The sequence below is a fragment of the Hyunsoonleella sp. 2307UL5-6 genome (assembly GCF_047345485.1).
Lineage (GTDB): Bacteria > Bacteroidota > Bacteroidia > Flavobacteriales > Flavobacteriaceae > Jejuia.
On record NZ_JBLFEN010000003.1, the window covers coordinates 225,192 to 251,738 of the forward strand.

Annotated in this window: 14 protein-coding genes; all 14 read left to right on the forward strand. The window is 33.6% G+C overall.

Features of this window, described 5'->3' with window-relative positions; all coding sequences use genetic code 11:
* Positions 1 to 6: 6 nt before the first annotated feature.
* The 14 genes from ACKGJY_RS07050 to ACKGJY_RS07115 all read left to right on the forward strand — a co-directional run bounded on the left by ACKGJY_RS07050 (position 7) and on the right by ACKGJY_RS07115 (position 26,437).
* A complete protein-coding gene (locus tag ACKGJY_RS07050; RefSeq protein ID WP_413973165.1) occupies positions 7 to 1,590 on the forward strand; it encodes a RagB/SusD family nutrient uptake outer membrane protein in 1,584 nt (527 codons plus the stop codon).
* 139 nt (positions 1,591 to 1,729) lie between these two features.
* Positions 1,730 to 3,121, forward strand: coding sequence for a cellulase family glycosylhydrolase (locus tag ACKGJY_RS07055; RefSeq protein ID WP_413973166.1), 1,392 nt, complete (start codon positions 1,730 to 1,732; stop codon positions 3,119 to 3,121).
* 31 nt (positions 3,122 to 3,152) lie between these two features.
* Positions 3,153 to 5,324, forward strand: a complete 2,172-nt coding sequence (locus ACKGJY_RS07060) for a beta-xylosidase (protein ID WP_413973167.1) — start codon at positions 3,153 to 3,155, stop codon at positions 5,322 to 5,324.
* 572 nt (positions 5,325 to 5,896) lie between these two features.
* A complete protein-coding gene (locus ACKGJY_RS07065) occupies positions 5,897 to 6,748 on the forward strand; it encodes a T9SS type A sorting domain-containing protein (RefSeq protein ID WP_413973168.1) in 852 nt (283 codons plus the stop codon).
* A gap of 123 nt (positions 6,749 to 6,871) precedes the next feature.
* Positions 6,872 to 7,186: an L-rhamnose mutarotase gene (rhaM, locus tag ACKGJY_RS07070; protein ID WP_413973169.1), complete on the forward strand. Its 315-nt coding sequence runs from the start codon at positions 6,872 to 6,874 to the stop codon at positions 7,184 to 7,186.
* 108 nt (positions 7,187 to 7,294) lie between these two features.
* Entirely contained in the window at positions 7,295 to 9,496 is a 2,202-nt protein-coding gene (locus ACKGJY_RS07075; protein WP_413973170.1) for a BNR-4 repeat-containing protein, read from the forward strand.
* Position 9,497: 1 nt separating this feature from the next.
* On the forward strand, positions 9,498 to 10,208 hold the full coding sequence (locus ACKGJY_RS07080) for a fibronectin type III domain-containing protein (RefSeq protein ID WP_413973171.1): 711 nt from the start codon (positions 9,498 to 9,500) through the stop codon (positions 10,206 to 10,208).
* Between the two features lie 169 nt (positions 10,209 to 10,377).
* Positions 10,378 to 12,294 (forward strand): hypothetical protein, encoded by a 1,917-nt coding sequence (locus tag ACKGJY_RS07085; protein WP_413973172.1) that lies wholly within the window; start codon positions 10,378 to 10,380, stop codon positions 12,292 to 12,294.
* Positions 12,295 to 12,382: 88 nt separating this feature from the next.
* On the forward strand, positions 12,383 to 15,178 hold the full coding sequence (locus ACKGJY_RS07090; RefSeq protein WP_413973173.1) for a family 78 glycoside hydrolase catalytic domain: 2,796 nt from the start codon (positions 12,383 to 12,385) through the stop codon (positions 15,176 to 15,178).
* Complete coding sequence (locus ACKGJY_RS07095) at positions 15,171 to 17,948, forward strand: family 78 glycoside hydrolase catalytic domain (protein WP_413973174.1); 2,778 nt, start codon at positions 15,171 to 15,173, stop codon at positions 17,946 to 17,948. Before ACKGJY_RS07090 ends, ACKGJY_RS07095 begins: the two co-directional genes overlap by 8 nt.
* 9 nt (positions 17,949 to 17,957) lie before the next feature.
* Positions 17,958 to 19,454: a sulfatase gene (locus tag ACKGJY_RS07100; protein ID WP_413973175.1), complete on the forward strand. Its 1,497-nt coding sequence runs from the start codon at positions 17,958 to 17,960 to the stop codon at positions 19,452 to 19,454.
* A 153-nt stretch (positions 19,455 to 19,607) separates the two neighbouring features.
* Positions 19,608 to 21,056 (forward strand): sulfatase, encoded by a 1,449-nt coding sequence (locus ACKGJY_RS07105; protein ID WP_413973176.1) that lies wholly within the window; start codon positions 19,608 to 19,610, stop codon positions 21,054 to 21,056.
* A gap of 143 nt (positions 21,057 to 21,199) precedes the next feature.
* A complete protein-coding gene (locus ACKGJY_RS07110; RefSeq protein WP_413973177.1) occupies positions 21,200 to 22,240 on the forward strand; it encodes a GntR family transcriptional regulator in 1,041 nt (346 codons plus the stop codon).
* A 138-nt stretch (positions 22,241 to 22,378) separates the two neighbouring features.
* Positions 22,379 to 26,437, forward strand: coding sequence for a two-component regulator propeller domain-containing protein (locus tag ACKGJY_RS07115; RefSeq protein ID WP_413973178.1), 4,059 nt, complete (start codon positions 22,379 to 22,381; stop codon positions 26,435 to 26,437).
* Positions 26,438 to 26,547 lie beyond the last annotated feature (110 nt).

A 26,547-nucleotide genomic window follows, 5' to 3' on the forward strand; every position in this document is an offset into this window, starting at 1 on the left:
AACGATATGAAAACAAAAAATTTAATTTTATATGTCTTTATGATTTTCGCATGTTTTAGCTGCGAGAGTTTTTTAGAAGAAGACCCAAAAGCGCTTATTTCGCCTGAAACTTTTTTCGCTTCAGAGAATGACGCTAGACAAGCAGTTCAAGGTATGTACGCCATATTAAAGAATAACTCTTTATATGGTCAAGGTGGATTGGATTGGTTTTACGATAATGGTGCAGATATTATAGAGCCCAATAGGGCCGCAAATTTTTTAGAGACCATGGGTAATTATTCCTTAAATGAGGCTCTAGCTGATGTTTCTGTTCAAAAAATGAGTGTTTCAGATACTTGGAAAGATCTGTATAGAATCATTCTAAATACAAATGTGATTATAGATAGGGTTACGGGTAATGAAGCTATAGGAACTCAAGAAATAAGAACTGATATTTTAGCAGATACCCGATTTATCAGAGGCCTATGTTATTGGCATATAACTAACCTTTGGGGAGATGCACCTTATTATACTGAGGTGCTTACTCTTGAAGAAATTGGTTCTTTGGGTAGAACTGATGAAGCTACAATTATAACTGGAGTTCTAGAAGATTTACAATTTGCTCAAGACAATTTACAAACGGCATACACGGGAGACCAAAGTGGTAGAGCCTCAAAATGGGCAGCAGCAATAGTTATTGCTAAAATTTACATGAAGCAACAACAATGGCAACTAGGTTTAGATAAGTGTTTAGAAATCATAAACCAATCGCCTCATAGATTATTAGATACTTATAATGAGGTTTTTGATCAATTTAATGAATATAATGATGAAATTATATGGTCATTAGATTTTGCCAGAGATATTAATAGTCAGTTCGATCCTGCATTCCCAGGTAGAGCATTTGCTGGTAATAATAACTGGCGTCCTAGTATGTTTAACCCTCGTTTAAGAGATGAACCAGCAAATACTGATGAAAGAAGTGCATTAGGAGCTGCTCTAGCAGATAGAGGAGAGGCGTTTAACGGAACAGGATTGCAAGTTGCTTCTAAAGATTTTGCTGAGAGTTTCCCAATGAATGATTTGAGAAGAGAGCTAAACATCGTGGATAATTACTTAGGATTCGACTTAAATTTCCCATATATGGCGAAGTTTTGGAATCTAGAGTTAGATAGATCACCGCGTTTTAATCACTCAGATAACAGAATGGTATTTCGTTTAGCAGACGTACATTTAATGGCTGCCGAATGTGAGAACGAACGCCCTGGAGGAAACCCAAATGCAGCTTTTGAATATATTAGACCTATTAGAGAACGAGCATTTGCTACCCAAGCAGAAGCAGAAGCTATTTTGGGGTTAAGCACAGAACAATTTAGACAAGCAATTTACGATGAGCGTAAATGGGAGCTAGCAGCAGAACAACACAGACGATTTGATTTAATTAGATGGGGTATATTATTAGATGTAGTTCAAGATCTAGAATTTAGATTTTGGGATCCAGCTGGAAATATTAGACCATGGCATGTTAAATTACCTATTCCTCTTCAGGAATTAACAAATAATCCAGCATTATTAGAGTCCGATCCTACAAATAACGGGTATAGACAATAATAGTTTTTTTACATGTATTAGTTTAATTTTTAAATAAGCCGAAAGTTTTCTTTCGGCTTATTTTTTTACAGCACATTGCAGGATACTATAGCCTATACTATTTTGTAATTTCGTTTTTTAAAATATTTAAATCGCTTTTATGACTAAAATAACATTAATACTGTCGTTTTTATGCTCAATTAACATGTTTGCTCAGATAAAGCATGGACTTAGAGATGATGCAGAACGTCACGTTATTCCTAGAGGTTTTGTAATAAATACAAATGATCATGCTGGTGAAGTGTTTTTTAATAGTGATGATTATGCTCGTATGGTTAGAATGGGAGCGAATACGCAAGTTGTGCGTTTAGAGTTAGGAAAACTAAGTAATTTCCCAGGTGGTGAGCTAGAACCAAACTATCTCAAAAAACTAGATGCCTTAGTAAATTTAGGACGGCATTCAGGCATTAAAACAGTATTTAAAATGACTGTTTATGGTGTGGATAAGTTTGTTTGGGAAGAATTTTGGCAAAATAAAAAAGGAGAATACGATACTTATATTGACGCTTGGAAAGTAATTTGGAATAGGTATAACGAAGACGCTTATGTTTTGGGTTATGATGTGGTAAACGAGCCTCGAAAACTATCAATGGATATTTCTTATGATGATTTAACTAACAAATATTTAATACCACTTTATCAAAAAATCATCGATGAAAGTCAGAAAATTAATGAAGATAAAATGATATTGTTTCAATCTATCTTTATGAATAAAGGCGAGAAAATTGATAACAATCAATATTCAGAAATCACAGCACCAATTAATAGAAAAAACATCATATTTGCGCCACATATTTATCAAAATGATGTGAACTTTATAAAACGTAATATGGATAGGTTTGATAAAGAATCTGATATGTTAAAGGCACCAATCCTTATCGGGGAGTGGGGCTTCCCAACTTTTGCAACTACTGATACTATAATAGATGGAAAATTAGGCCAGTTAAAATACAGAGAAATGTATATAAGAACAGCAGAGGTTTTTGATAAAATGGGAGTAGGTTCTATTAAAGCTTGGTTTTTAGGAAATAGAACTATGCAAAATTTCCTTCCTGGTGGCCCTTCAACTTGGTCAATCTTTAGTGATAAAACCGATGCAGGAACGGTAGAGCGTAAGTATATTACCGATGTTATTTCAAGACCTTTTCCTCAAACCATTGCGGGCGATATTCAATCTTTTCTATTTAATTTTGCTACTAGAACTCTAGATATTAATGTTATTACAGATAATAGCAAAGGGGCTTCAACAGTATTTATTGGAGCTAATAGGCACTATCCCGATGGGTTCTCTATTTTAATTAATGATGATATTGTAATGTATCATGATCCATTAAAAAAAGTGAGTCTGGAAACCTATAAAGCGCCAAAAGGTTTCAATCCGTCAGATTTTATTTGGGATGCATACACTCAAAAATTAACAATTCTAAAATGGCCAAAAGATAATAACAGTTTAAACATTAAAATTGTTCCGGGTTTACGTAATTTTAACTAATCAAATCAATATCTCATAAAATCTATTATTAATGAAAAAAATAATTTTAACGTGTTTCATTGCAGTCTTATTATTTAGCTGTAATTCAAAAAATGGCAATAAGGAAGTAAGTCAACAAGATGGAGAAATTGCTCAAAAAGTAGAGCAGCTTTTAAGCGAAATGACGCTAGATGAAAAAATAGCTGAAATGACCCAAGATGCACCAGCCAATGATCGTTTAGGTATTCCATACATGAAATATGCAGAAGCTCTACATGGTGTTTGGCTTGTTCTAGATTATTATGGGAATACAACGGTTTATCCTCAGGCTATTGCAGCTGCCTCTACTTGGCAACCTGAGTTAGTTAAAAAAATGGCTTCACAAACAGCTATAGAAGCGAGAACTTTAGGCGTTACACATACGTATTCACCTAATTTAGATGTAATATCTGGTGATCCAAGATATGGTAGAGTAGAAGAGTCTTATGGCGAAGACCCTTATCTGGTATCTAGAATGGGTGTTGCATTTATCGAAGGTTTGCAAGGTACTGGAGACGAGCGATTTGATGAGAATCATGTGATTGCAACAGCGAAGCATTTTATAGGCTATCCAGAAAACAGACGTGGTATAAATGGTGGTTTTAGTGATATGTCAGAACGTCGTTTACGAGAGGTTTATCTGCCACCTTTTGAGGCTGCTATAAAGGAAGCAAAGGTAGGTTCTATTATGCCAGGGCATCAAGACTATAATGGCGTTCCAAACCATATGAATACCTGGTTGCTAAAGGATATTTTAAGAGATGAATTAGGTTTTGATGGTTTTATTGTTTCTGATAATAATGATATTGCTCGTTTAGGAACCATGCATTTTATTGCTGAAACCAGAACTGAGTCAGCTATTTTAGGATTGAAAGCTGGTGTTGATATGGACTTAGTAATTGGGAAAAATGAGAAGCTAGCAGCCTATAATTCTAAAGTATTGAAAGATACCATAGCACAGAATCCTGAATTGGAAAAGTATATTGATAAAGCAACCTCTCGTATTTTGACTGCAAAATATCAGTTGGGATTATTTGATACAGAACCAAAAGAGATTAACACGGAAACTGTAAATGCTGGTAGAAAAGAACACCAAGAGTTTTCATATGAAATGGCAAAAAAAGCTATCATTCTATTAAAGAATGATAATAATTTATTGCCTTTAGATATGGCAAACATAAAATCTTTAGCTGTAATTGGACCAAATGCTCACGAAGAAAGACCTGCAAAAGGAACCTATTCTTTATTAGGAGGCTATTCTGGTTTGCCACCTTTTTATGTTTCTGCCTTGGATGGAATAAAAGCTAAAGTAGGCGATAAAGTAAAAATTAATTATGCGAAAGGATGTGATTTATTAAACAATTCTAAAGCAGGTTTTCCAGCAGCAATTGCTGCTGCGAAAAAGTCTGATGCAGTTATTTTGGTCATTGGTGGTTCTAGAAAAACAGGTGGTGAAGGTGTAGACAGAGCCGATTTAAATTTATATGGTGTGCAACAAGAATTGGTAAAAGCAATTCATGAAACAGGCAAACCTGTTGTTGCAGTTTTAATTAATGGTAGACCATTATCAATAAATTATGTTGCAGAAAATATCCCATCAATTTTAGAAACATGGTATTTAGGGATGCGTTCTGGAGATGCTATTGCCGATGCTATTTTTGGAGATGTGAATCCAGGAGGTAAGCTTACAGTATCCTTTCCAAGATCTGTAGGACAGGTTCCTGTAACGTATTTACAAAGACCAGATTTTATTGGGTCAGGAAAAGGATTGTTTAAAGATGTAGACAAATCGCCATTATTTCCTTTCGGATATGGATTAAGTTACACAACATTTGCATACAGTAAACCAAAATTTGAAAATGCTTCAATTTCAGTAGATGGAAATACAACCATTTCTGTAGATATAACCAATACAGGAAAAAGAGCTGGTGATGAAGTAGTACAAATGTATGTAAGAGACGATTATGCCTCAGTTGGGCGTTACAATAAAATGCTGAAAGGTTTTGAGCGAATTTTTTTAGAGCCAGGAGAAACAAAAACGGTTTCATTTAAATTAGGATTTAATGAGTTGAATGTATTAAATCAAAACATGAAAAAGGTTGTTGAACCTGGTACTTTTACTATTTCTGTTGGAGGGTCTTCTTTAGAGAAAGATTTAAAAAAGGCCATACTTACTGTTAAATAGATATTGTATAATTTATAGTTTTAGGTTAAATAAGTAAATCTCCGTTTATTAATTTAAACTGTGCTAAAAATCAGTCTTTATATGGTTTTGTATAATTTAAAGTTTAAAAGGAGGATAGTAGTTATACTCATAAATACATTTACTACATCGTTACTTGTTAATTATATGAGTACTCACTTAAATTACAGTGCAATTTCACAATAAATACAACGGGGGATTTTAAAGCAATATCCAAGAGGAGTAATTTAATATTATGTGCTAAATATATATTTAAAATTAAGTTTGCTATTAGTTTAATTAAACCAAACTTTAATATGAAATGAGTTAGGAAGCATAACTATATCGGCTTTAGTAAATAACAAGCCTAATTTTTTATTTTTAACTATTATATTAATAGATTACACAAAGCGCTATTAATTAGGTCATTAAATTAAAATGAGCGAATTACTTTTCAATTAATAAGCATATTTTGTTAAAATTACAAAATAATATATATTTACAGGACAGTACATGATACTGTGGCTAAGTTTTTTGTATAAATTGTAATTAATTAATTAAAACTAAAATAAATTATGAAAAAAATTACTTTAAAAATTAGTGCATTTTTGTTATTAACTATGTTTGCGTTTCAAGTAAACGCACAACAATGTCCTGATGTATGGACTGAGAATGGTATTTACAAAATTTCAACATGTGGTTTAACACCAGAGCTTTTTATGACCATTAATGGTTCTACGGGAGCATTAGAATGGGCTGCAGAATTAACAGGAGATGACCCAACACAACTTTGGACGATAACAGACCATAGAGAGCCAGCTGGTACTGGTTTTATGGAGGTTTGGGCAACTATTCCTGGTGTTGGAGATTTTGCCATGGCTATAGATCAATCAACTATAGATCCAATGGATACAAGTGATAATGTTTTTACGTTGACAGTTGTGCCAGGGCAGCCAATAGCAGATACTGCTGATCCTAATTATGGTTTTGACCAGTTTCAAAGAAGAAGAACTACTGGTTTTGGTGGTCCTGGAAATGACGCCTTATTCGTTAAACCACCAGCACCACAGGCAGGAAGCTCAAGATATGGTACTATTCCAACTGCAGCAGGTGAAGCTGTTGAGTTTACAGCTGGAACAATTGATCCACTTAGATTCGTTTTTGTAGCTACGTTAAGTAATGAGGATTTTGATACAAGCTCAATCTTTATTTCTAATCCAGTTAATAACGAATTAAGTATCAATGGACTTACGGATAATGTTAATCAAGTATCTATTTACTCTTTAATCGGTCAGGAAGTAATTAGTAGAAAACTTACAGGACAAGCAACTCTTACATTAGATGTGAGCGATTTAACTAGCGGTATGTACCTTGTTAAATTAACAGGTGCTAATGGCTCATTCACTAAAAAAATTGTAAAGCAATAAATTAGGCTTTAAAAAACTTTTTTTGAAAACATTCTATCTTTTAAAAGGTAGAATGTTTTTTTTTGTAAACGAATTAAAGTGATACTGCTAGTGTAATTTTAAAATTAACAATAAAAAAATATTATGAATAGATTAGCTTTTAAAATGAAATTAAATAATGGACAAAAGGAAATCTACAAAAAACGTCATGACGAATTATGGCCAGAGTTAAAACAATTACTAAAAGATAATGGTGTTAATGAATACTCTATTTTTTTTGATGAAGAAACCAGTACGTTGTTTGCTTTTCAAAAAGTATCAGGTGAAGGCGGATCGCAAGATTTAGCGAACAATTCAATTGTAAAAAAATGGTGGGATTTTATGGCAGATATTATGGAGGTTAATCCAGATAATTCTCCAGTTTCTATCCCTTTAGAAGAATTGTTTTATCTAGAATAATATTACCTGATTACTAAAGCATAATTGTACAGGATACTTATTTACTAAAATATAGGTATCTTAGATATGCTTTAATAAACAAGCATTTGTTGAAAGAAAAAGAAAATTATGAAAATAAAATACTTATACAATAGTGTAATAATTAGGCATGTATTATGTATTGTTTTAATTATGTTCTCATATGTTATGAGTGCCCAAGTAGTTTTAGAAGCCGAAATTAAAATCACGGATTTTGGATTACATTTCAATGGAAGTAGCAAATCTAATGATAGAGATTCTCCAGATAGTGGAAATCCAAATTCTTATGATTTTGTATTCGGTCGCAATATTTCTGCTCATGGCGATGCGGTTAAAACTTTTGAGAATTATGTTTACATGACATGGTATCGTGGAGGCAAACTAGACAGACACATGATGTTATCACGCTATAACACGATAACAGGAACTATAGCAACTATAGAGTTTCCTCATAGACATACTGGTTTTCAGAATAGATGGTGGTTAGGAGAATCGCATAATACAATAGCTGTAGGTATTAGTCCTTTAGATGGCACAATTCATCTGTTGTATGATATGCATGCCTACAGTGCATCAAGACCATCAGACGGTAGTTTAGCTAACGATTATTTTAGATATTCTTATTCAGTTCCAAATACAGCAACAGTACCCGATGCTGAATTCACGCTAGATAAATTTGTTGAAAATGCTAGCGGTAACCCCAAGCATTTAAGAATGCCAGGAACTGCAGCTCAATCAGAGTTTATTGCTTTAACCTATCCTAGGTTTTTTCAGAATGATCAAGGAGACCTTTTGATGTTTATGCGAGAAGGCGGTAATAATAATGGGATGTATAAATTTATTAAATACGACGCAAGTAGCGGAGAATGGGGAAACTTCATTGATTTTAATAGATTAAATGCTAGAAGCCAACCAGGTATAACATTCAACTGGGGCTTATATGGTGATATAAAATATGTTAATGGAAAGATTCGTATTGGTTTTCAACGTAGATCTTCTAATAACAACGATAAGTATATATTTCAAAATGGTGTTTATTACGCATATTCTGATGATCAATCTGGTGCTACAGATTGGAAAGATCATAATGGCGACTCTTTTTCTTTACCTCTTCTAGATGCTGATGTTATAAAGATTATGGAACCAGGAGATTACGTAGAAACTACAAATGTTGGTAGGGTAAGAATTGTAGGTGGTTTTGATTGGACTGTAACAGCTAATGAAGACGTACATATTATAAGCCAAGTAAGAGATTTAGATAATAACGTCACAAAGAATTTACATACTTATAAGCCAGCGGGAGCCAGTGATTTTATTACCTCTGAGGATTTTGCTGGAGGCTCTGCTGTTTATACTTCCGGAGATGATATTTTTATTATTGGTTTAACTAGTGGTAGACGTGTATTTGTAGAAAAAGCTGAAGGAGGTACAAATAATTTTTCAAGAGTATATGAAGCAACATCAGGAAGACAATTTGATCATGGTGTTGTGCATATAGAAAATGGAAAAGTATATTATTATCTAATGGAAGATAGTTCTGGTAGTGCACAACCGCTATATCTACAAATTATAGATTTAGATATACCAATACCAACAGAGCCCACAGCACCAGATAACTTCACAATAGAGGCAATAGGCGAATCTTGCACAGGAAAAGCTAACGGATCGCTAATTATTAGTGGAAAAGCTACGCATGATTATGTAGCTACAATAGATGGTGTTACATACGATTTTAATAAAGATACCGTTATCCAAGATTTAAGCCCTGGAACTTATGATTTATGTATAGAAGTTGTTGGGAAAGATTTTACCCATTGTTATCAAATCACTATAGAAGAATCAGAAGGATTAACAGGTAAAATAGAAGTGAGTAAGCAATCTGTGAATGTTTCAGTTCAAACTGGAGAAGCACCTTATAGAATTGTTATAAATGGGGAAGAATTATTTGAAACCTATCAATCTAACTTTTCTGTACCAGTAAGTCATGGCGATAGTGTTCAAATAAAAAGTAAAGAAGCATGTCAAGGTGAGATGGCAAAAACTATTAATTTATTTGAGAATATTAAAGCATATCCTAATCCAACAAGCGGTTTATTTGAGATGTATATCCCAAGCGGAATAAAAACCATAGATTTAGAGGTCTATAATATTCAATCTCAATTAATGGTATCCAAAACTTTTTCAGTAAATGCTGGAAAGGTACAGTTAAATTTACAAGATAAGCCAAATGGTATCTATTTTGTAAAAGTTAATTCAGAGCAACCAATGTTTATTAAAGTTATAAAGAAATAAGATGAAAAAGATATATTTATATTTAATAGTGGCTGTAGAGTTAATTACTCTATCCTGCAGTAGTGGCGGTGGCGACGATCAAGGAGATATGCAACAGCCAGATAAAAATACAGCACCAACAGTACCTACTCAGGTTTATCCATTAGATAACACAATTTGTACTGATAACAATGTGATATTTGAATGGAGTGCTTCTACAGATGCCGAGGGTAATAGAATAACGTACAGAATTGAAGTTGCAGAGAATAGTTCGTTTTCACCTATTTCACAAACTACCACTAGTACTGCGGAGTCAAAACTTATTAGCTTGGAGAAGGGGAAGGCTTATTATTGGCGTATTAAAGCAACGGATAATCAGGCAGCTGAGAGTGATTATTCTACTGCAATGCAGTTTTTAACAGAAGGCGAAGGGGTTTCTAATTATATACCATTTGCACCAAATTTATTAGCTCCTGAATTAAATGCCGAAATAGATGGTACAAGTACCACTTTAAGTTGGTCTGCATCAGATGCCGATGGCGATACTTTAACGTTTGATGTGTATTTAGATACTAATGCAAATCCTACCACTAAAGTGTCTGAGAACCAACCAGAAACCACTTACGATGTTTCAGGTTTATCGGCCTCATCAACGTATTACTTTAAAGTTGTTGCAAAAGATGGTAAAGGCGGCGTAAGTATAGGGCAAGTTTGGAGCTTTAGCACCAAGTAGTAGATGCATAAATAATTACAAACTACTGGAGTCTAATAGATTGTGTTTTTTTTTACGAAGGATGCCCGTCCGAACATCGTTTTTTTAAAGATACCTACAGTATAGCGCAGGATACTTTCTTGTTTTGGTTAATTTAACTTTCAAAATCTAATTTTTTCAAAAGTAAAATATGAAAAGACGCGATTTCGTCAATATATCTGCTATGGCAGGTTTAGGACTAATGTTGCCATGGTATTCCTGTAAAGAGCATGGTGGACATCAAAATCATTTAAATTTAGAAAACCTAACAGCTTTCCAGAAGCAATCTTTCGATCTATTAAAAACATGGTGCGATGCCATGATTCGAGATCAAGTTAATAATGAAAGCGATCCTATTACAAATGGTACCTTATATTGTCATGCTTGCGAAACCGTTCATGGTCGAGCCAATGACGCCGTATATCCGTTTATGTATATGGCAGATGCCACAGGAGAACAAAAATATTTAGACGCAGCACTCAAATTATTAGATTGGTCCGTAAATGTTGATGGGCCAAAAGGCAGTTGGACGAACGATATCAATCCAAAATCATGGAATGGCATTACCGTTTTTGGCGCCATAGCTTTAGGTGAAGCGTTGCACCATCATGGGCATATTTTATCAAAAGAAGACAAAACAAAATGGGATGCTAGATTAAAAGAAGCCATTGAGTTCGTTTATAATAGATTCGATATGCATTTCAGTCATATCAATTATCGTTTTACCGCGGTTTATGCTTTGTATGTTCTAGGTAACTATTTTAACGAAGAAAAATATATCAAGCGAAGTGACGAGTTCGCAGCTTTAATTCCAGATTATTTAACAGAACCGAATAAATTGATTTTTGGTGAAGATAAACCTGATAATGACAAAAGCGCAAAAGGGTTGTATCCAATAGATATTGGTTACAATGTTGAAGAAACTTTAAACGGCGTAGTGCAATATGCAATCTTAAAAAAAGATGAAAACTTATTGAAACTGCTTACCGAATCCATGAACGGACACTTAGAATTTATGTTACCTGATGGTGCGTGGGATAACAGCTTTGGTACACGCCAAAACAAATGGACGTATTGGGGCAGCAGAACCACAGATGGTTGCCAACCCGCATTTGCACTCATGGCAGATAGAAACCCAGCGTTTGGTACGGCAGCAGTTTTAAGTACAGAACTTTTAGAACGTTGTACCGTTAACGGACTTTTAGCAGGTGGTTTACATTATGAATCTCACGGCGTGAAACCTTGTATACATCATACCTTTTCTCATGCTAAAAATTTAGCGTTTGTACTGGATAATTTAGAAGCTACAAAATCTACAAATAAGGAAACACCTGTTCCAAGAAGTACGAATGATGGTGTAAAACATTTCTCAGAACTTGATGTTTGGTTGGGTGCGAGAGGGCCTTGGAAAAGCACGGTGTCTTCCTATGACCAAATTTGGAAGAAAAAATATTCTGTAGCAGGAACGGGAGGTGCTTTAAGTGTGCTTTGGCACGAAAAAGTAGGCCCATTATTTACCGCAAGTATGGCTGAGTACATAATGGTGGAGCCTAATAATCAACAACCACAACCAGGAATCGATTTCTGTTTAACGCCAAGAGTTGAGCGCTTTGTAAATGGCGAATGGTTCACAAATATTCACGACTTAAAAGCGAAAGTAACAGTTACCGATACTAACGGTATTATTGATTTTAAAGTGCATGCAGCTTTAACCAATAGAGAAAAAGAGGTAGTTTTTGAACACGAAGAATTTCAGTTGAATTATCTGTTCGATGACGCTTCAGCCACAATAAAAGCCAAAAGAACCAGTAGAAATGAAAATGGAGACACTTTGGTTTTACCAATTATTTCTAAAACAGGAGAAAAAGTGGTGCAATCTTCAGAAAACACCATCGAAATTCATAAAAAAGAAGGTGTAGTTAAAGTAACCTCTAATGTTGCCATAAAAATTAAAGACATGGAAAAAGAACGTATCTTTAATCAAGTCCCTGGGATGGAAGTCCTGCCCTTGCTCATAGAATTTCCTAAAGCAGTAAATGAAGTGAGTTGCACAATAACTATTCATTAAAATTATAGTTATAATCAAGATACATCAGGATAGTTTTGTGTTTAAAAATAAAGACATTGCTTATTCTAAACATCAACGTCATTTATCTATGAACTTTAAGTCCATATTATATCAAATTTTTAGTTTTATTCTGGTCTTAGGATTGCTGTCTTGTCATCAAGATTCTTTACAAAAACCAACTGAATTAACAATTTCTGAAGGCTTTAAAAATCCAATAGGGTTCTATGATGCAAGTCCAACATTTTCTTGGGAATTGCCTGTTTCAAAAGACGTAAAAACGCAATTGGCTTATCAAATCGTTGTAGCATCATCAAAAGATAGGTTACCAAATAATCCAGATTTATGGGATTCAGAAAAAAAAGAAAGTACGCAATCTACTTTTGTTAATTATCAAGGCGATGATATAGAATCACGTCAAAAGGTGTTTTGGCAAGTGCGTTTTTGGAATCAAGATGAAACAGTTTCTGAGTGGAGCGAGATTAACAGATTTGAATTAGGCTTATTAAAAAATTCAGATTGGCAAGCAAAATGGACAGGCTTAGATACCGCGAAAGATAGCATTAAAGGCGTGCGTAAATTTTTAATGCACAGACCGCAATATTTACGTAAAGGGTTTGAGTTGCCTTCAGGTATAGAATCCGCAAGATTACACATCACTTCTAAAGGTGTTTTTGATGTACATTTAAATGGAAAAGATGTAAGTGATGATGTATTGACACCAGGTTGGACGCCATACAATAAGCGCATAGAAACTTTAACTTATGATGTAAGTGAATTATTGACTTCAGGTGAAAACATGATAGGTGTTGAATTAGCCTCTGGGTGGCACTCTGGCAGAATAAGTAGAGGTAAAGCGGTGTATGAAAACTTTACGTCACCTAAAATTTTATGTCAGTTAGAAGTCACTTTAAAAGACGGTTCAAAACTAGTAATTGTTTCAGATGAAACTTGGAAAGGCACTACAAACGGACCAATTAGACTAGCCAGTTTATATGATGGTGAAGTGTATGATGCCAATTTAGAAATACCTGATTGGTCTAAAACTAATTTTGACGATACCGCTTGGGAAACCAGCGAAGTAGAAACTATTGCAGATTCTGTAAAGCTAGAACCAAAACGTCATGCAACGGTTAAAACAACTGCTGTTTTAGAGGATACTGAAATTGTTTCTTCCACAAAAGAAGCGGTAATTTTTGATATGAAACAAAATATGTTGGGAGTTCCAAAAGTAAAAGTACCGATGAAAAAAGGTGATACGCTCACCATTCGTTTTTCCGAAATGTTACTATCGGATGGCACATTTTATACAACAAATTATCGTTCTGCAAAATCAACCGATTATTATATCGCTGCTGCGGATGGTATTATCGAATACACACCAAAATTTACATTTCATGGGTATCAATTTGTAGAATTATCAGGATTTGATCCTTCTGCAGAACCAAATAAAAGTTGGATAAAAGGCTTGGTACAACATTCTAATTTTGAAAAGAATGGAACATTTACCTCTTCACATGATAAATTAAATCAATTGCAAAGTAATATTACTTGGGGTTTACGCGATAATCTTTTAGATATACCTACGGATTGTCCGCAACGCGATGAGCGTTTAGGTTGGACAGGTGATGCACAAGTGATTTCGCCAACAGCGCTATTTAATTTTGATACGCATGCCCTTTGGACGGCTTGGTTACAAAGTATGCGCGAAACACAAACGGAGCACGAAAGTGGTTTAGTGCCTTTCATTATTCCAGACGTATTACAAAACAACAAAGCAAGCTCAGGTTGGGGTGATGCTTGTGTCGTTATTCCATGGGATATTTATAATATTACAGGAGATAAAACCGTATTGGAAGAGAATTACGATATGGCTAAAAAATGGGTGGGCTATTATAAATCTAAGTCTAAAGATTTTATTCCTAGTACACATTCGTTTGCAGATTGGTTGCAACCATATCCTGAGAAAGGTGGAAAAATGGGGAATAGAGGCGATACACCAGGAAAATTTGTAAATACTGCATATTTTGCACATTCTTCGCATTTGGTTTCAAAAATAGCTGGTGTTCTAGGTAAAACGGAAGATGAAAAAAAATACAAAGCATTATATAATGATATTGCAGCTGCTTTTGAATCTAAGTTTTTTGATGAAAACGGTAAATTCAAAAATAAAAAACAAACCCAAACCAGTTATTTATTAGCCATATATTTTGATTTGCTAAAACCAGAAACGAAATTAAAGGCGCAAAAGCATTTACTTGAAGAAATTAAAAATGCCGATTACCATTTAGGAACAGGCTTTTTAGGAACGCCTATTTTACCTAAGGTTTTAGATGATATGGGCGAAATTGATTTAATGTATAAAATACTATTTAAGGAAACTTATCCGTCATGGTTTTATTCTATCAATCAAGGCGCAACTACTATGTGGGAACGTTGGAATAGTTATAGTAAAGCTGATGGTTACAACCCGCAAAGTATGAACAGCCTAAACCACTACGCTTATGGTGCTATTGGACAATGGATGTATGAGCGCCTCGCAGGTTTAGCACCTTTGGCTCCTGGTTATAAAAAAATAAGAATCGCGCCCATGCCAAATACTGATTTTTTAACTTCAGCAGCAGCAAGTTTAAATACACCTTACGGAAAAGCATCATCTTCATGGAAACTTGAAAATGAAATCTTTAACTTAGATGTTGTTATACCACCAAATACAACTGCGGAAATTCATATTCCAAAGACATCAAATCAAGATGCATTTGTAAATGGAGAGTTTTTAGATGATGCTTCAAAATATGAATTAATAGAAAAAAGCGATAAATTTATTGTGTTAGCTGTTCAAGCAGGCACATATCAATTCACAACTAAATCAAATTCTGATGAATAAAAAACCAATTTTCAATATTTGTATTGTCATCTTTTTAAGCCTATGTAGTTTCGGTTTAACATCTTGTGAAGAACAAACTTCACTAGAAAAAGCAACAGATTTGACCATTTCTGAAGGCTTTAAAAATCCGTTAGGTTTTTATGACGCAGAACCCACGTTTTCATGGAAATTACCTGTTTTAGATAACAACAAAAGTCAATCTGCATATCAAATTGTAGTAGCATCAAGTGAAGACTTACTGCCCGATAATGCGGATTTATGGGATTCTAAAAAGCAGGACACAGACCAGTCTGTTTGGGTAAAATATGATGGTAAGTCTCTGGAATCGCGTCAAAAAGTATATTGGCAGGTAAAATATTGGAATCAAGATGAAGACGCTTCCGCTTGGAGTGATACTAATCATTTTGAATTAGGATTGTTATCAAATAGCGATTGGCAAGCCCAATGGATTGGTTTAGACACCAAGAAAGAAAACGTTGTGGGAAGTCAACAAAATATTGTTCACAGACCACAATATTTAAGAAAGGGTTTTGAATTATCTAACGATGTGGCTTCTGCCAGATTATACATTACAGCAAAAGGTGTGTTTGATGTAGCCATTAACGGTGAAGATGTAAGCGACGATGTGATGCCTCCTGGGTATACACCTTATAAAGAGCGTATAGAAACGATTACCTATGATGTGAGTGATTTAATTGAATCTGGGCAAAATACTATTGGTGTTGAAGTTGCTGCTGGTTGGCATTCAGGCCGCTTAGGCTGGATGAAATCATTATGGATTGATACAGAATCACCAAAAATGATATGTCAGTTAGAATTAACCATGAAAGATGGTGCTAAAGAAGTTATCGTTTCTGATGAAACTTGGAAAGGCACTACAAATGGCCCAATACGTCTTTCTGAAATCTATGATGGTGAAACATACAATGCCAATTTAGAAATGCCAAATTGGGCAACCAACAATTTTAGCGATAAAAGTTGGGATACAGTTAGCACATTTCCTGTTGGAAATACCATTAGGTTAGAGCCAAAACGTCATACTACAGTTAAAAATAAAATTGAATTAGCTACTAAAGCACTTATTAAAAAAGAGGGTACTTTAATTTTCGATTTAGAACAGAATATGGTTGGTGTTCCGCTATTAAAAGTTCCGATGAAAAAAGGACAAACCCTTAAAGTTAGATTTGCAGAAATGCTATCACCAGATGGAACGTTTTACACCGATAATTATAGAAAAGCACTATCCACAAATTATTATACAGCCTCCGAAGATGGTGTTATTGAGTATCTTCCGAAATTCACGTTTCACGGATTTCGTTATGTTGAATTAAGCGGATTTGATGCATCTGTAGAACCTTCAAAAGATTGGGTTACAGGAATTGTTCAATATTCAGATTTTGACGAAAACGGCACGTTCACATCTTCACACGAAAAACTAAATCAATTACAAAGTAATATTGTCTGGGGTTTACGTGGTAACTTTTTTGATATTCCAACCGATTGTCCACAACGGGACGAGCGCATGGGATGGACAGGTGATGCACAAGTATTTGGGCCAACCTCAATGTTTAATGCCGATGTGTATAAATTCTGGGCAAGCTGGATGCAAAGTGTACGCGAATCGCAATACGAAAACGGTGGTATTCCGTTTGTGGTTCCCGATGTGTTGTATAATAATAAAGTGAGTTCTGGTTGGGGCGATGTGTGTACCATTATCCCTTGGAAAGTCTATTATAGAACAGGCGATACAACCATTCTAGAAGAAAATTATGAAATGATGAAAGGTTGGGTGGCACATCATAAAGCGACTTCAACAAATTATATTTCTAGTATGAATTCTTTTGCAGATTGGTTGCAACCGTATCCTGCAAATGGCAATAACAAAGGTGACACTTCACACAGTTTAATTGGTACCGCATTTTTTGCACATTCCACAAAATTAACGGCACAAACGGCTGCCGTTTTAGGAAACACACAAGAGCAGGCTAAATATGAAGCTCTATTTAAAGCTATAGCAAACGCTTTTGAAAATGAGTTTTTTGATGAAACAGGAAAAGTAAAAGAGGTTTCAGAAACGCAAACCTCGTATTTATTGGCCTTAGCTTTCGGTTTATTGTCGGAAGACAAACAAGCAAACGCGAAAAAGCACCTTTTACAAACTATAGAAGCTGCAGATAATCATTTAAGAACAGGCTTTTTAGGAACACCATTACTATCTCAAGTTTTGGATGAAACAGGCGAAATTGATTTGATGTATAAGTTATTATTCAATGAAACCTATCCATCATGGTTTTACTCTATTAACCAAGGTGCAACCACTATTTGGGAACGTTGGAATAGTTATAGTAAAGATGAAGGTTTTAATCCTATGAGTATGAATAGTTTAAACCATTATGCGTATGGTGCTATTGGTGAATGGATGTACGAGCGTATTGCAGGTATTGCACCTTTAGAAGCAGGATATAAAAGTATTAGAATAGCTCCAAAACCTAGAGCACCTTTAACATCAGCTTCAGCTAGTGTAAATACACCTTACGGGAAAGTGTCATCGTCATGGGAAATTGTGAATGGTGAATTTAATTTAGAAGTAGTAGTGCCACCAAATACAACAGCTACAATTATAATTCCTGGAGATGCTCAAGAAGATCTCGTTTTAAACGGTTCATCTTTCACAGGAAACTCCGATCTAAAGATAATTGAAACGAATACTTGGTTTTATGAATTATTAGCACAACCTGGAACATATAAGCTGAAATCAAAAATTAATTAGAATCACAAAATGAAAATAAAATTAGTTTCTAAGGTTGTTTTAGTCTTTTTGACTGTTTTAACAAGCTGTAAAAACGATGTAAAATCAGAACAAGTCTCGGAGACTACTCTAACTAAAAAACCCAACATCGTTTACATTCTCACAGACCAATGGCGCGGTTCTGCCTTAGGTTATGCTGGAAATCCAGACGTAAAAACTCCAAATTTAGATGCGTTTGCAAAAGAGGCTGTAAATTTAACTAATACCGTTTCGGTTACACCAGTTTGTACACCACATCGGGCGGCATTATTCACGGGAAGATTTCCAACCACTACAGGTATGTTTTTAAACGATATCCATTTACCTGCTGAAGAATTAACCATGGCAGAAATTTTTAAAGCCGAAGGTTATAGTACAGCATATTGGGGGAAATGGCATTTAGATGGTCACGGACGTTCAACTTACATTCCAAAGGAAAGACGCCAAGGTTTCGATTTTTGGAGAGGTTTAGAGTGTTCTCATAACTATACCAAAATGCCGTATTATGATAATGATGATACGGAAATGAAAATTTGGGGAGAATATTCGCCTTTTGCAATATCAAAAGATGCCAATCGGTATTTAGAAAAGCATGCCAATGATGAAAATCCATTTTTAGCATTAATATCTATAGCAACACCCCATTATCCGCACGGAAGCGCACCAAAGAAATATAAAGATATGTATCCGCCAGAATCTTTAACCTTAAATCCAAATGTTACAAAAGAACAAGAGGCGAGAAGCCGCAAAGAGTTACAAGGCTATTATGCCCATACTACGGCTACCGACGAGGCTATTGGAAATATTTTAAATAAAATTAAGGCACTTGGGTTATCCGATAATACAATTGTTGTCTTTTCAGCAGACCACGGCGAGATGATGGGCGCACATGGTGTTAAAGCATTTACAAAACAACTAGCTTGGGACGAATCCATTCGCGTACCCTTTTTAATAAGCTATCCTTCCATTGGGAAAAATAAGGGCACAACGGTAAATGCACCATTGACCACTCCAGATATTTTGCCATCTTTATTAGGGTTAACCAATATTAAAATCCCTGAAACTGTAGAAGGTGAAAACCTAGCGCAATTAATTAAAAACCCAGATCCAAATGTAGATAGAGCTGCTTTGGTAATGAATGTTGCACCTTTTGGCGCTAATTTTAAAGATCAACCTTATAGAGCCATCAGAACCAAACAATACACATATGCAATTACTCCCAATGGTCCAAGTATGTTTTACGATAATATTAAAGACCCTTACCAACAAAATAACTTGTTAGGTAAGCCAGAATTGGCAGCTATTCAAAAAGATTTAGACGCTAAACTTCAAAAACAGCTAGCAAACATTGGAGATGAGGTAAGACCAAGAGCATATTACATGAAAAAATGGGGTTATAAATTTGACGAAAACAGAAGAGCCATTAATTGGTGGGATTGGAAAGAAGGGAAAGGTACAGTACAATCTCCAAAACCTATTGCTAATTAATGGTTTTATTTGGGCGTTACCCACAAGGGGTCGGGCTTTCGGCAGTCGCTCTCTGCGAGGAGCTTCAACAAATGCCTCAATCCCTAACGCGGGTTAATCCGCTAAAGTGTTTTTTTAAACTTAAATTCAATCTATTTCAACTTTAAAAATAAAATGAGAAAATTAATTCTACTATTGTCTATTATATGCTGTATTTCAAAAATATCTGCACAAAGTGAAACCCCAAACGTATTAATTTTTTACGTTGATGATTTAAGAGCAGAATTAGGCTGTTATGGTAGTAAAACAGCAATAACACCAAACATAGACAAACTAGCATCAGAAGGTGTAATGTTTAACAAAGCATACGTGCAACAGGCCATTTGTGCACCATCTAGAATGAGTACGCTTACAGGGTTACGTCCAGAAACATTAGGTATTTATAGCATTTTTACGCCACTTCGAAAAATTCATAAAGATGTTGTTTCTATGCCGCAGTTATTTAAAAATAATGGCTATAAGACCGTAAGTATTGGCAAAGTATATCATCATAGTGTAGATGATAAAAACTATTGGACAGACTATTTTGCTAAGGAATCTAACAGTTATGTAAAGCCAGAAAACATTGCATTAATGAAACGCATAAAAGAAGAAGGTATAAAACCATCGAAAGGGCCTGCTTACGAAGATGCTGATGTAGAAGATGAAGCCTATAAAGACGGTCGTGCAGCAAAATATGCCATTGAAACTTTAAACGACATTAAAGACGATAAATTTTTAATGTTTGTGGGGTTAAGTAAACCACATTTGCCATTTAATGCACCTAAGAAATATTGGGATTTATACAATAAAAACGATTTTAAAATACCGTCACGACAAAAACCTGAGGGTATGTATCGTTTGGCGTTAAGTAAATGGGGCGAATTAAAAGGGTATCATGGAATTCCTAAAACAGGAGATTTAGATGATGAGTTAACCCGTACTTTAATTCATGGTTATCATGCTTCTGTTAGTTTTGTAGACGCTCAAGTTGGTAAAGTAATGGAAACTTTAGAAGAATTAGACTTACGTAAAAATACCATGGTTATTTTTATGAGTGACCATGGCTATAAAATTGGCGAATATGGAGCTTGGTGTAAACACTCTAATGTTGAAATTGATGTGAGAGTTCCTTTAATTATTAGTAGAGAAACAAATTATAAAAAAAGGAAGACTGGTAAAACATCAAATGCATTAGTAGAAAATGTGGATATTTTTCCAACTTTAGTGGAGTTATGTGGGTTAGAAGGACCAAAATCCGATGGTAAAAGCATATTGCCTATTATAAATAAACCTAATACAAAAGGAGACGAAATAGCCACAAGTGTTTATGCAAGAGGTAAAAAAATTATGGGTGTAACTGCTACAGATGGCAAATGGCGTTATACAGAATGGAGAGATTCCAAAACACACGACGTTTTAGCTGCCGAATTGTATGAGCATAAAAATAGTTTATTATCTTTTGAAAACTTTTCTGGAAATTCTAAATACAGCAAGGTTGAAGAAAAAATGAAAGCACTTTTAGAAACCCAATTTCCAAGAAATGCAGCACCTTTTTTGCAGAATGATATCCCTAGGAAATAGTTGTCTTTTGTTATAATTCATGCTACAATGAAAGCAATTAAACCAATGAGAGGAATAGTGTTAAAAAATTTTTAGTTACCCTATTTTAGATTTTTAGTGTTATGCAGTTTCATAGTTTTGAGTAACTATAACTAAATGAGACTATGATAGACCAAATAAGAGTAGACGCCGATTCTATGGTGCCTAAATATTTGCAGATTATAAATTCTATAATCTCTAGTATTTCTAATGGAAAAGTTAAAGTTGGAGATAAGGTGCCCTCAATAAATAAATTAAGTCAAGAGTTTTATTTATCTAGAGATACTGTAGAGCGTGCTTACAGGGTTTTAAAGAAACGTAAAGTAATCGTTTCTGTTCATGGAAGAGGAACTTATATTGCAAAAACACAGTTAATCTCAAAATTAAACGTGTTATTTTTTGTTAATAAATTAAGTCCTTATAAAATGATGATTTATAACGCATTTTTAAAAGAAATGGGCGAAAATTGTCATGCAGATCTTCATAGTTACCATTGCGATGAAACACTTTTTTCAGAGCTAATGGCCAAATATAAATCGACCTATGATTACTATGTAATAGCACCACACTTTAGAACAGACAATTTATCATATGCTAGTTTTACAAGTAAGGTGAATACAATAATCAATAACATACCTAAAGAGAAATTGGTGTTATTAGACACTGATAACAATGACATAAAAGGGGATTTCATTCAAATATATCAAGATTTTGAAACTGATATATATAATGCATTAGAAACTGGTCAAGATAAAATAACCAAGTATAAAAAAATAACACTGGTGTACCCCAAAAAGGCCTTTTATCCATATCCAACTAAAATTTTAGATGGGTTTATCAAGTATTGCGTTAACAATCACTTCAACTTTGAAGTGGTGGAAGAGGTTACTAACGAGTTTAAAATTGAGGCGGATAATCTTTATGTTACAATAGAGGAAACAGATTTGGTAAGTTTAATGACTAAAATTAAGCATAGTAACTTAAAATTAGGTACTAATGTTGGTGTGATATCTTATAACGATACACCTTTAAAACAGATATTAGGAGTTACTGTTATTTCTACAGATTTTGAAGCCATAGGAAAACAAACTGCTAAAATGATTACTGAAAATAAGAAAGAAAAAATAAAAGCGCCGTTTTATTTTATTGATAGAGAATCGGCATAAAAATAATTTAGAAAATGGATTAAAAAAGGCTGTCTGGAAAGACGGTCTTTTTCTATTTTAGATAAATAAAAATCTTATATTAACCTTAGATTAGCTAAAATTTAATTTTAATAAGCACTGACTTAAAATAAAACTTTCATGAATCGTAATGCATTTTTTTTAGTCTTTTTAATTTATGTAAACGGTTTATGTGCCCAAAGCAATCAATTCCACTTCAAATATCTAAATACTGGAGATGGGTTATCTAATAACTCTATAACAGCTATAAAACAAGATAAATTTGGACAAATGTGGTTTGCTACAAACAATGGATTAAACAAATATAATGGTAAAGACTTTCTAGTTTACAGAAACGAACCAAAAAACAAATCGAGTATAAGTAACAGTGAAATATTAAATATACTTGAAGATACGGAAGGTTATATTTGGGTTGGTACTATAAATGGATTGAACAGGTATAATCCTCAAAAAGACACATTCAAAAGATATTATAAAGTAGGGTCAGATAAAACTTCATTAAGTCATAGTTTGGTTATTAGTAGTTTGGATATGAAAAATGGAAACATTTGGTTTGGTACCGTCAATGGTGTTTCAATTTATAATAAAAAACGAGATAATTTTACAAGATTTTTATACACTTCAAATCTAAATAAAGCAACTTCCGTAAATCATATTTATCTCGACGCTAAAAAGCATATTTGGCTGTCTACCAATAATGGTATTATAAAAATTGAAAGAACCAAACAAGGTAAGTTTACTACAGATACATTTAAGCTAAATAATACTGAAAGTAGTAATTTCTTTGTTAATAATGTAATAGAGATAAGTCCTGATATACTCGGAGTAGCCACTAAATTTAATGGTTATCTTTTGTTTGATAAAGTATCAGAACAATTTTATGATTCAAAACATACGGAAATACCTAAAACATTAGATGTAAAAGATTTAGAAAAAGACGATTTTGGTAATTTATGGCTAGCTACGACAAATGGCGTATTTATCATAACACCGTCTCAAGAGGTTATTACTTTACAAGAAAATAGAGATACTAATTCAGCTATTAGTCAGAATTATCTAAAAAGTATTTACAAAGACAAAAATGGAGCTATGTGGTTAGCAACACAGAGCAAGGGTATTTGTATTTGGGATAAATCGAATCAAAATTTTGTTCATTTTTATAATAATAAAATTGATAATAATATTACTAATAGCGTTGTTTCTGATGGGAATAAAACAATTTATTTTGGTACAGAAGGCGGCAGTGTGCATACAAGAGATGAAAGATGTAAGGTAGAAGAACTATTTAAAGTTCAGAATGGCAGTAAAACGATAACATATTCCATTCAATCTATGCTTTACTTAAAACCAAATCTACTTTGGATTGGTACTTTAAATAATGGTCTTTTAGTATACGATTTGAAAACCAAGACGCAGAGAAATGATTTGATTTCTTCTGAATTAATGGCGCTCACCGAAAACACAGGTGTTTTAGATATAAAAAAAGATATTCAAGGAGATATCTGGTTTGGTACTTTTGGTAAAGGGTTAATAAAGTATAATGTTGAAAAAAAAGAAGTAACCCTATTTACTAGACCTCAATTAACTACTAATATCATTAAATCAATTCATATTGATAATGACGGTAGCGTATTTACAGGAGGTATTGGAGGAGTAAACATTTTAGAACCTAGTGTGAATAACACTTATAAAATTTCTACTTTTTTTGATAAAAACTCTTTTTTAAGCTTTAACATAAAAACTATTTACAAAGATTCTAGAGGTACGGTTTGGGCAGGTACAAATACAAGAGGGCTTTATAAATTTAATGGCACAGATTTTCAAAAAGTATTTATCGCAGTTAAAAATAGAGTGTCAACAGTATATAAAATTCTAGAGGGCGAAAATGGAATGTTGTGGTTGAGCACCGATAAGGGTATTGTAAGATATAACCCAAAGCGCAATACAGCCACAATCTATGAGCAAAAAAGTATTATGGATAGTAACGATTTTATATCTAATTCTGGAGCGAATATAGGTAGTCAGTTTTATTTTGGAGATTTAAGAGGCGTTACAACTTTTAATTCAAAAGAAATTATTGAAAATAAAAAAGTACCAAAGGTTTTATTATCAGATTTAAAAATCAAAAATGAAACCGTCGCTGTTAATGATGACGAAGGTATTTTATCAAAAAGTTTAAATTATACCAACGTTTTAGAATTAAATTACAAGAATTCAAATTTCTCCATTAGTTATGCATTGCCAGACTATATAAACTCAAAAGGTAATAAATATGCGTACAGATTAAAAGGTTTGGATGATGAGTGGATTTATACAAAACAAACAGAAGCATTTTTTACTTTACAAACTCCGGGGACTTATACTTTTGAGGTAAAAGGTACAAATTATAACGATGTATGGAGCAAAACCCCAACAAGCTTAACAATTATAATAAATCCAGCACCATGGAAAACATGGTGGGCGTATACCATTTATTTTCTTCTCTTTTTCAGTGCGCTATATGGTATAATTTGGATGCTACAGTCTAAAACAAGGCTTACACATAAATTAAAATTAGAGCACTTAGAGAGCAAAAGAAAAGAGGAGCTAAACCAAGCTAAACTTAGATTTTTTACAAATATTTCTCATGAATTTAGAACACCATTAACACTAATTTTAGGGCCACTACAAAATATATTAAATGACTACTCAGGATCCAACGCGATTTATAAAAAATTAAAAATTATAGATGGCAGTGCCAATCATTTATTGCGTCTTATTAATAGGCTAATGGATTTTAGAAAATTAGAAAGTAATCAATTAAAACTAGAGGCCGCAGAAGGTAATATTGTTAAGTTTTTACAAGAAATATTTTTGTCCTTCTCTGAGTATGCTAAAAACGGAAAGTATAATTATACATTTAATACATCGCATGAGGAAATAGAGGTGTATTATGATAGATATAAGCTAGAGCGTGTGTTTTATAATTTAATATCAAACGCCTTTAAATACACTGATAAAGGAGGTGACATTAACATCAATATTTATAAAGAAGACGCCGAAGTTCTTATAGAAATTCAAGACTCGGGTGCAGGCATTCCAGAGGCATATTTAAATAAAATTTTCGATCGTTTTTTTGAAGTCCCAGGTCGTAATGAACATAAAGAAATTCATAATAAAGGTACGGGAATAGGACTGTCTATCGCTAATAATATAGTAAATCTTCACCATGGCACAATAAGCGCTGATAATGTAAAACCGCAGGGTGCAGTTTTCAAAGTAAAGTTAAAGTTGGGTATAGCACATTTATCAGAAATCGAAATTTTAGAAAACTTTAAAATGAGTGATGATGTATCGCAATATGCTACTCAAATTGGTGTGCCAAATCTAGAAACGCATAATAATCCAGAAGATTTTCTTTTAGAGAAAAAGAAATACACCATTTTAATTGTGGAGGATAATACCATTTTAAGGTCCTTTATCAAAGAGATATTAAAACCAAATTATAACGTTATACAAGCTCCAAATGGTAAAGTAGCATTGCAAAAAGCCGTAGAGCATTTACCAGATTTAATTATAAGTGATGTTATTATGCCTGAAATGGTAGGAACCGAACTCTGTGCTAAAATAAAAACAACTCTGGCAACTAGCCACATTCCTGTCATTCTACTCACATCACGTTCCTCATTAATTTATAAGTTTGAAGGTTTAGAAAGTGGTGCGGACGATTATATTAGTAAGCCTTTTAATCTTAAAGAATTTAATCTTAAAATTCAGAATTTATTAGAATTTAAACAACGCTTAAAAGAAAAGTTTTCATCAAATGAAAATTTTGAAGCTTTAGATGTGTCATTAACTACTTTAGATGAGAAATTACTGGATAAGGCTATTAAAGTTGTAAAAGAGAATATATCTAATCAAGATTTTAATATTGCTCAATTTTCTGAAGAATTAGGTGTAAGTCGCTCGATGCTTTTTACAAAAATTAAGGCTTGGACCAATTCTACGCCAAATGATTTTATTCAGGAGATACGACTAAAATACGCCTCTAAATTACTGGAAATAAATAGGTTAAACATCTCTGAAATAGCTTATGAAGTAGGCTTTAAAAGACCTAAATATTTTAGCCAATGCTTCCATAAAAAATACGGTTTAACACCATCTGAGTTCGCTAAAAAATTCGCAACTAGCAGTGATTAAAAATAACAGAATTTAAATATTAAAATTTATTCTGGTACAGGACACAACAGGATTATATTAACTATGTTATAAGTTAAGTTTGTTTATACACTGTTAATTACAAAACAAAC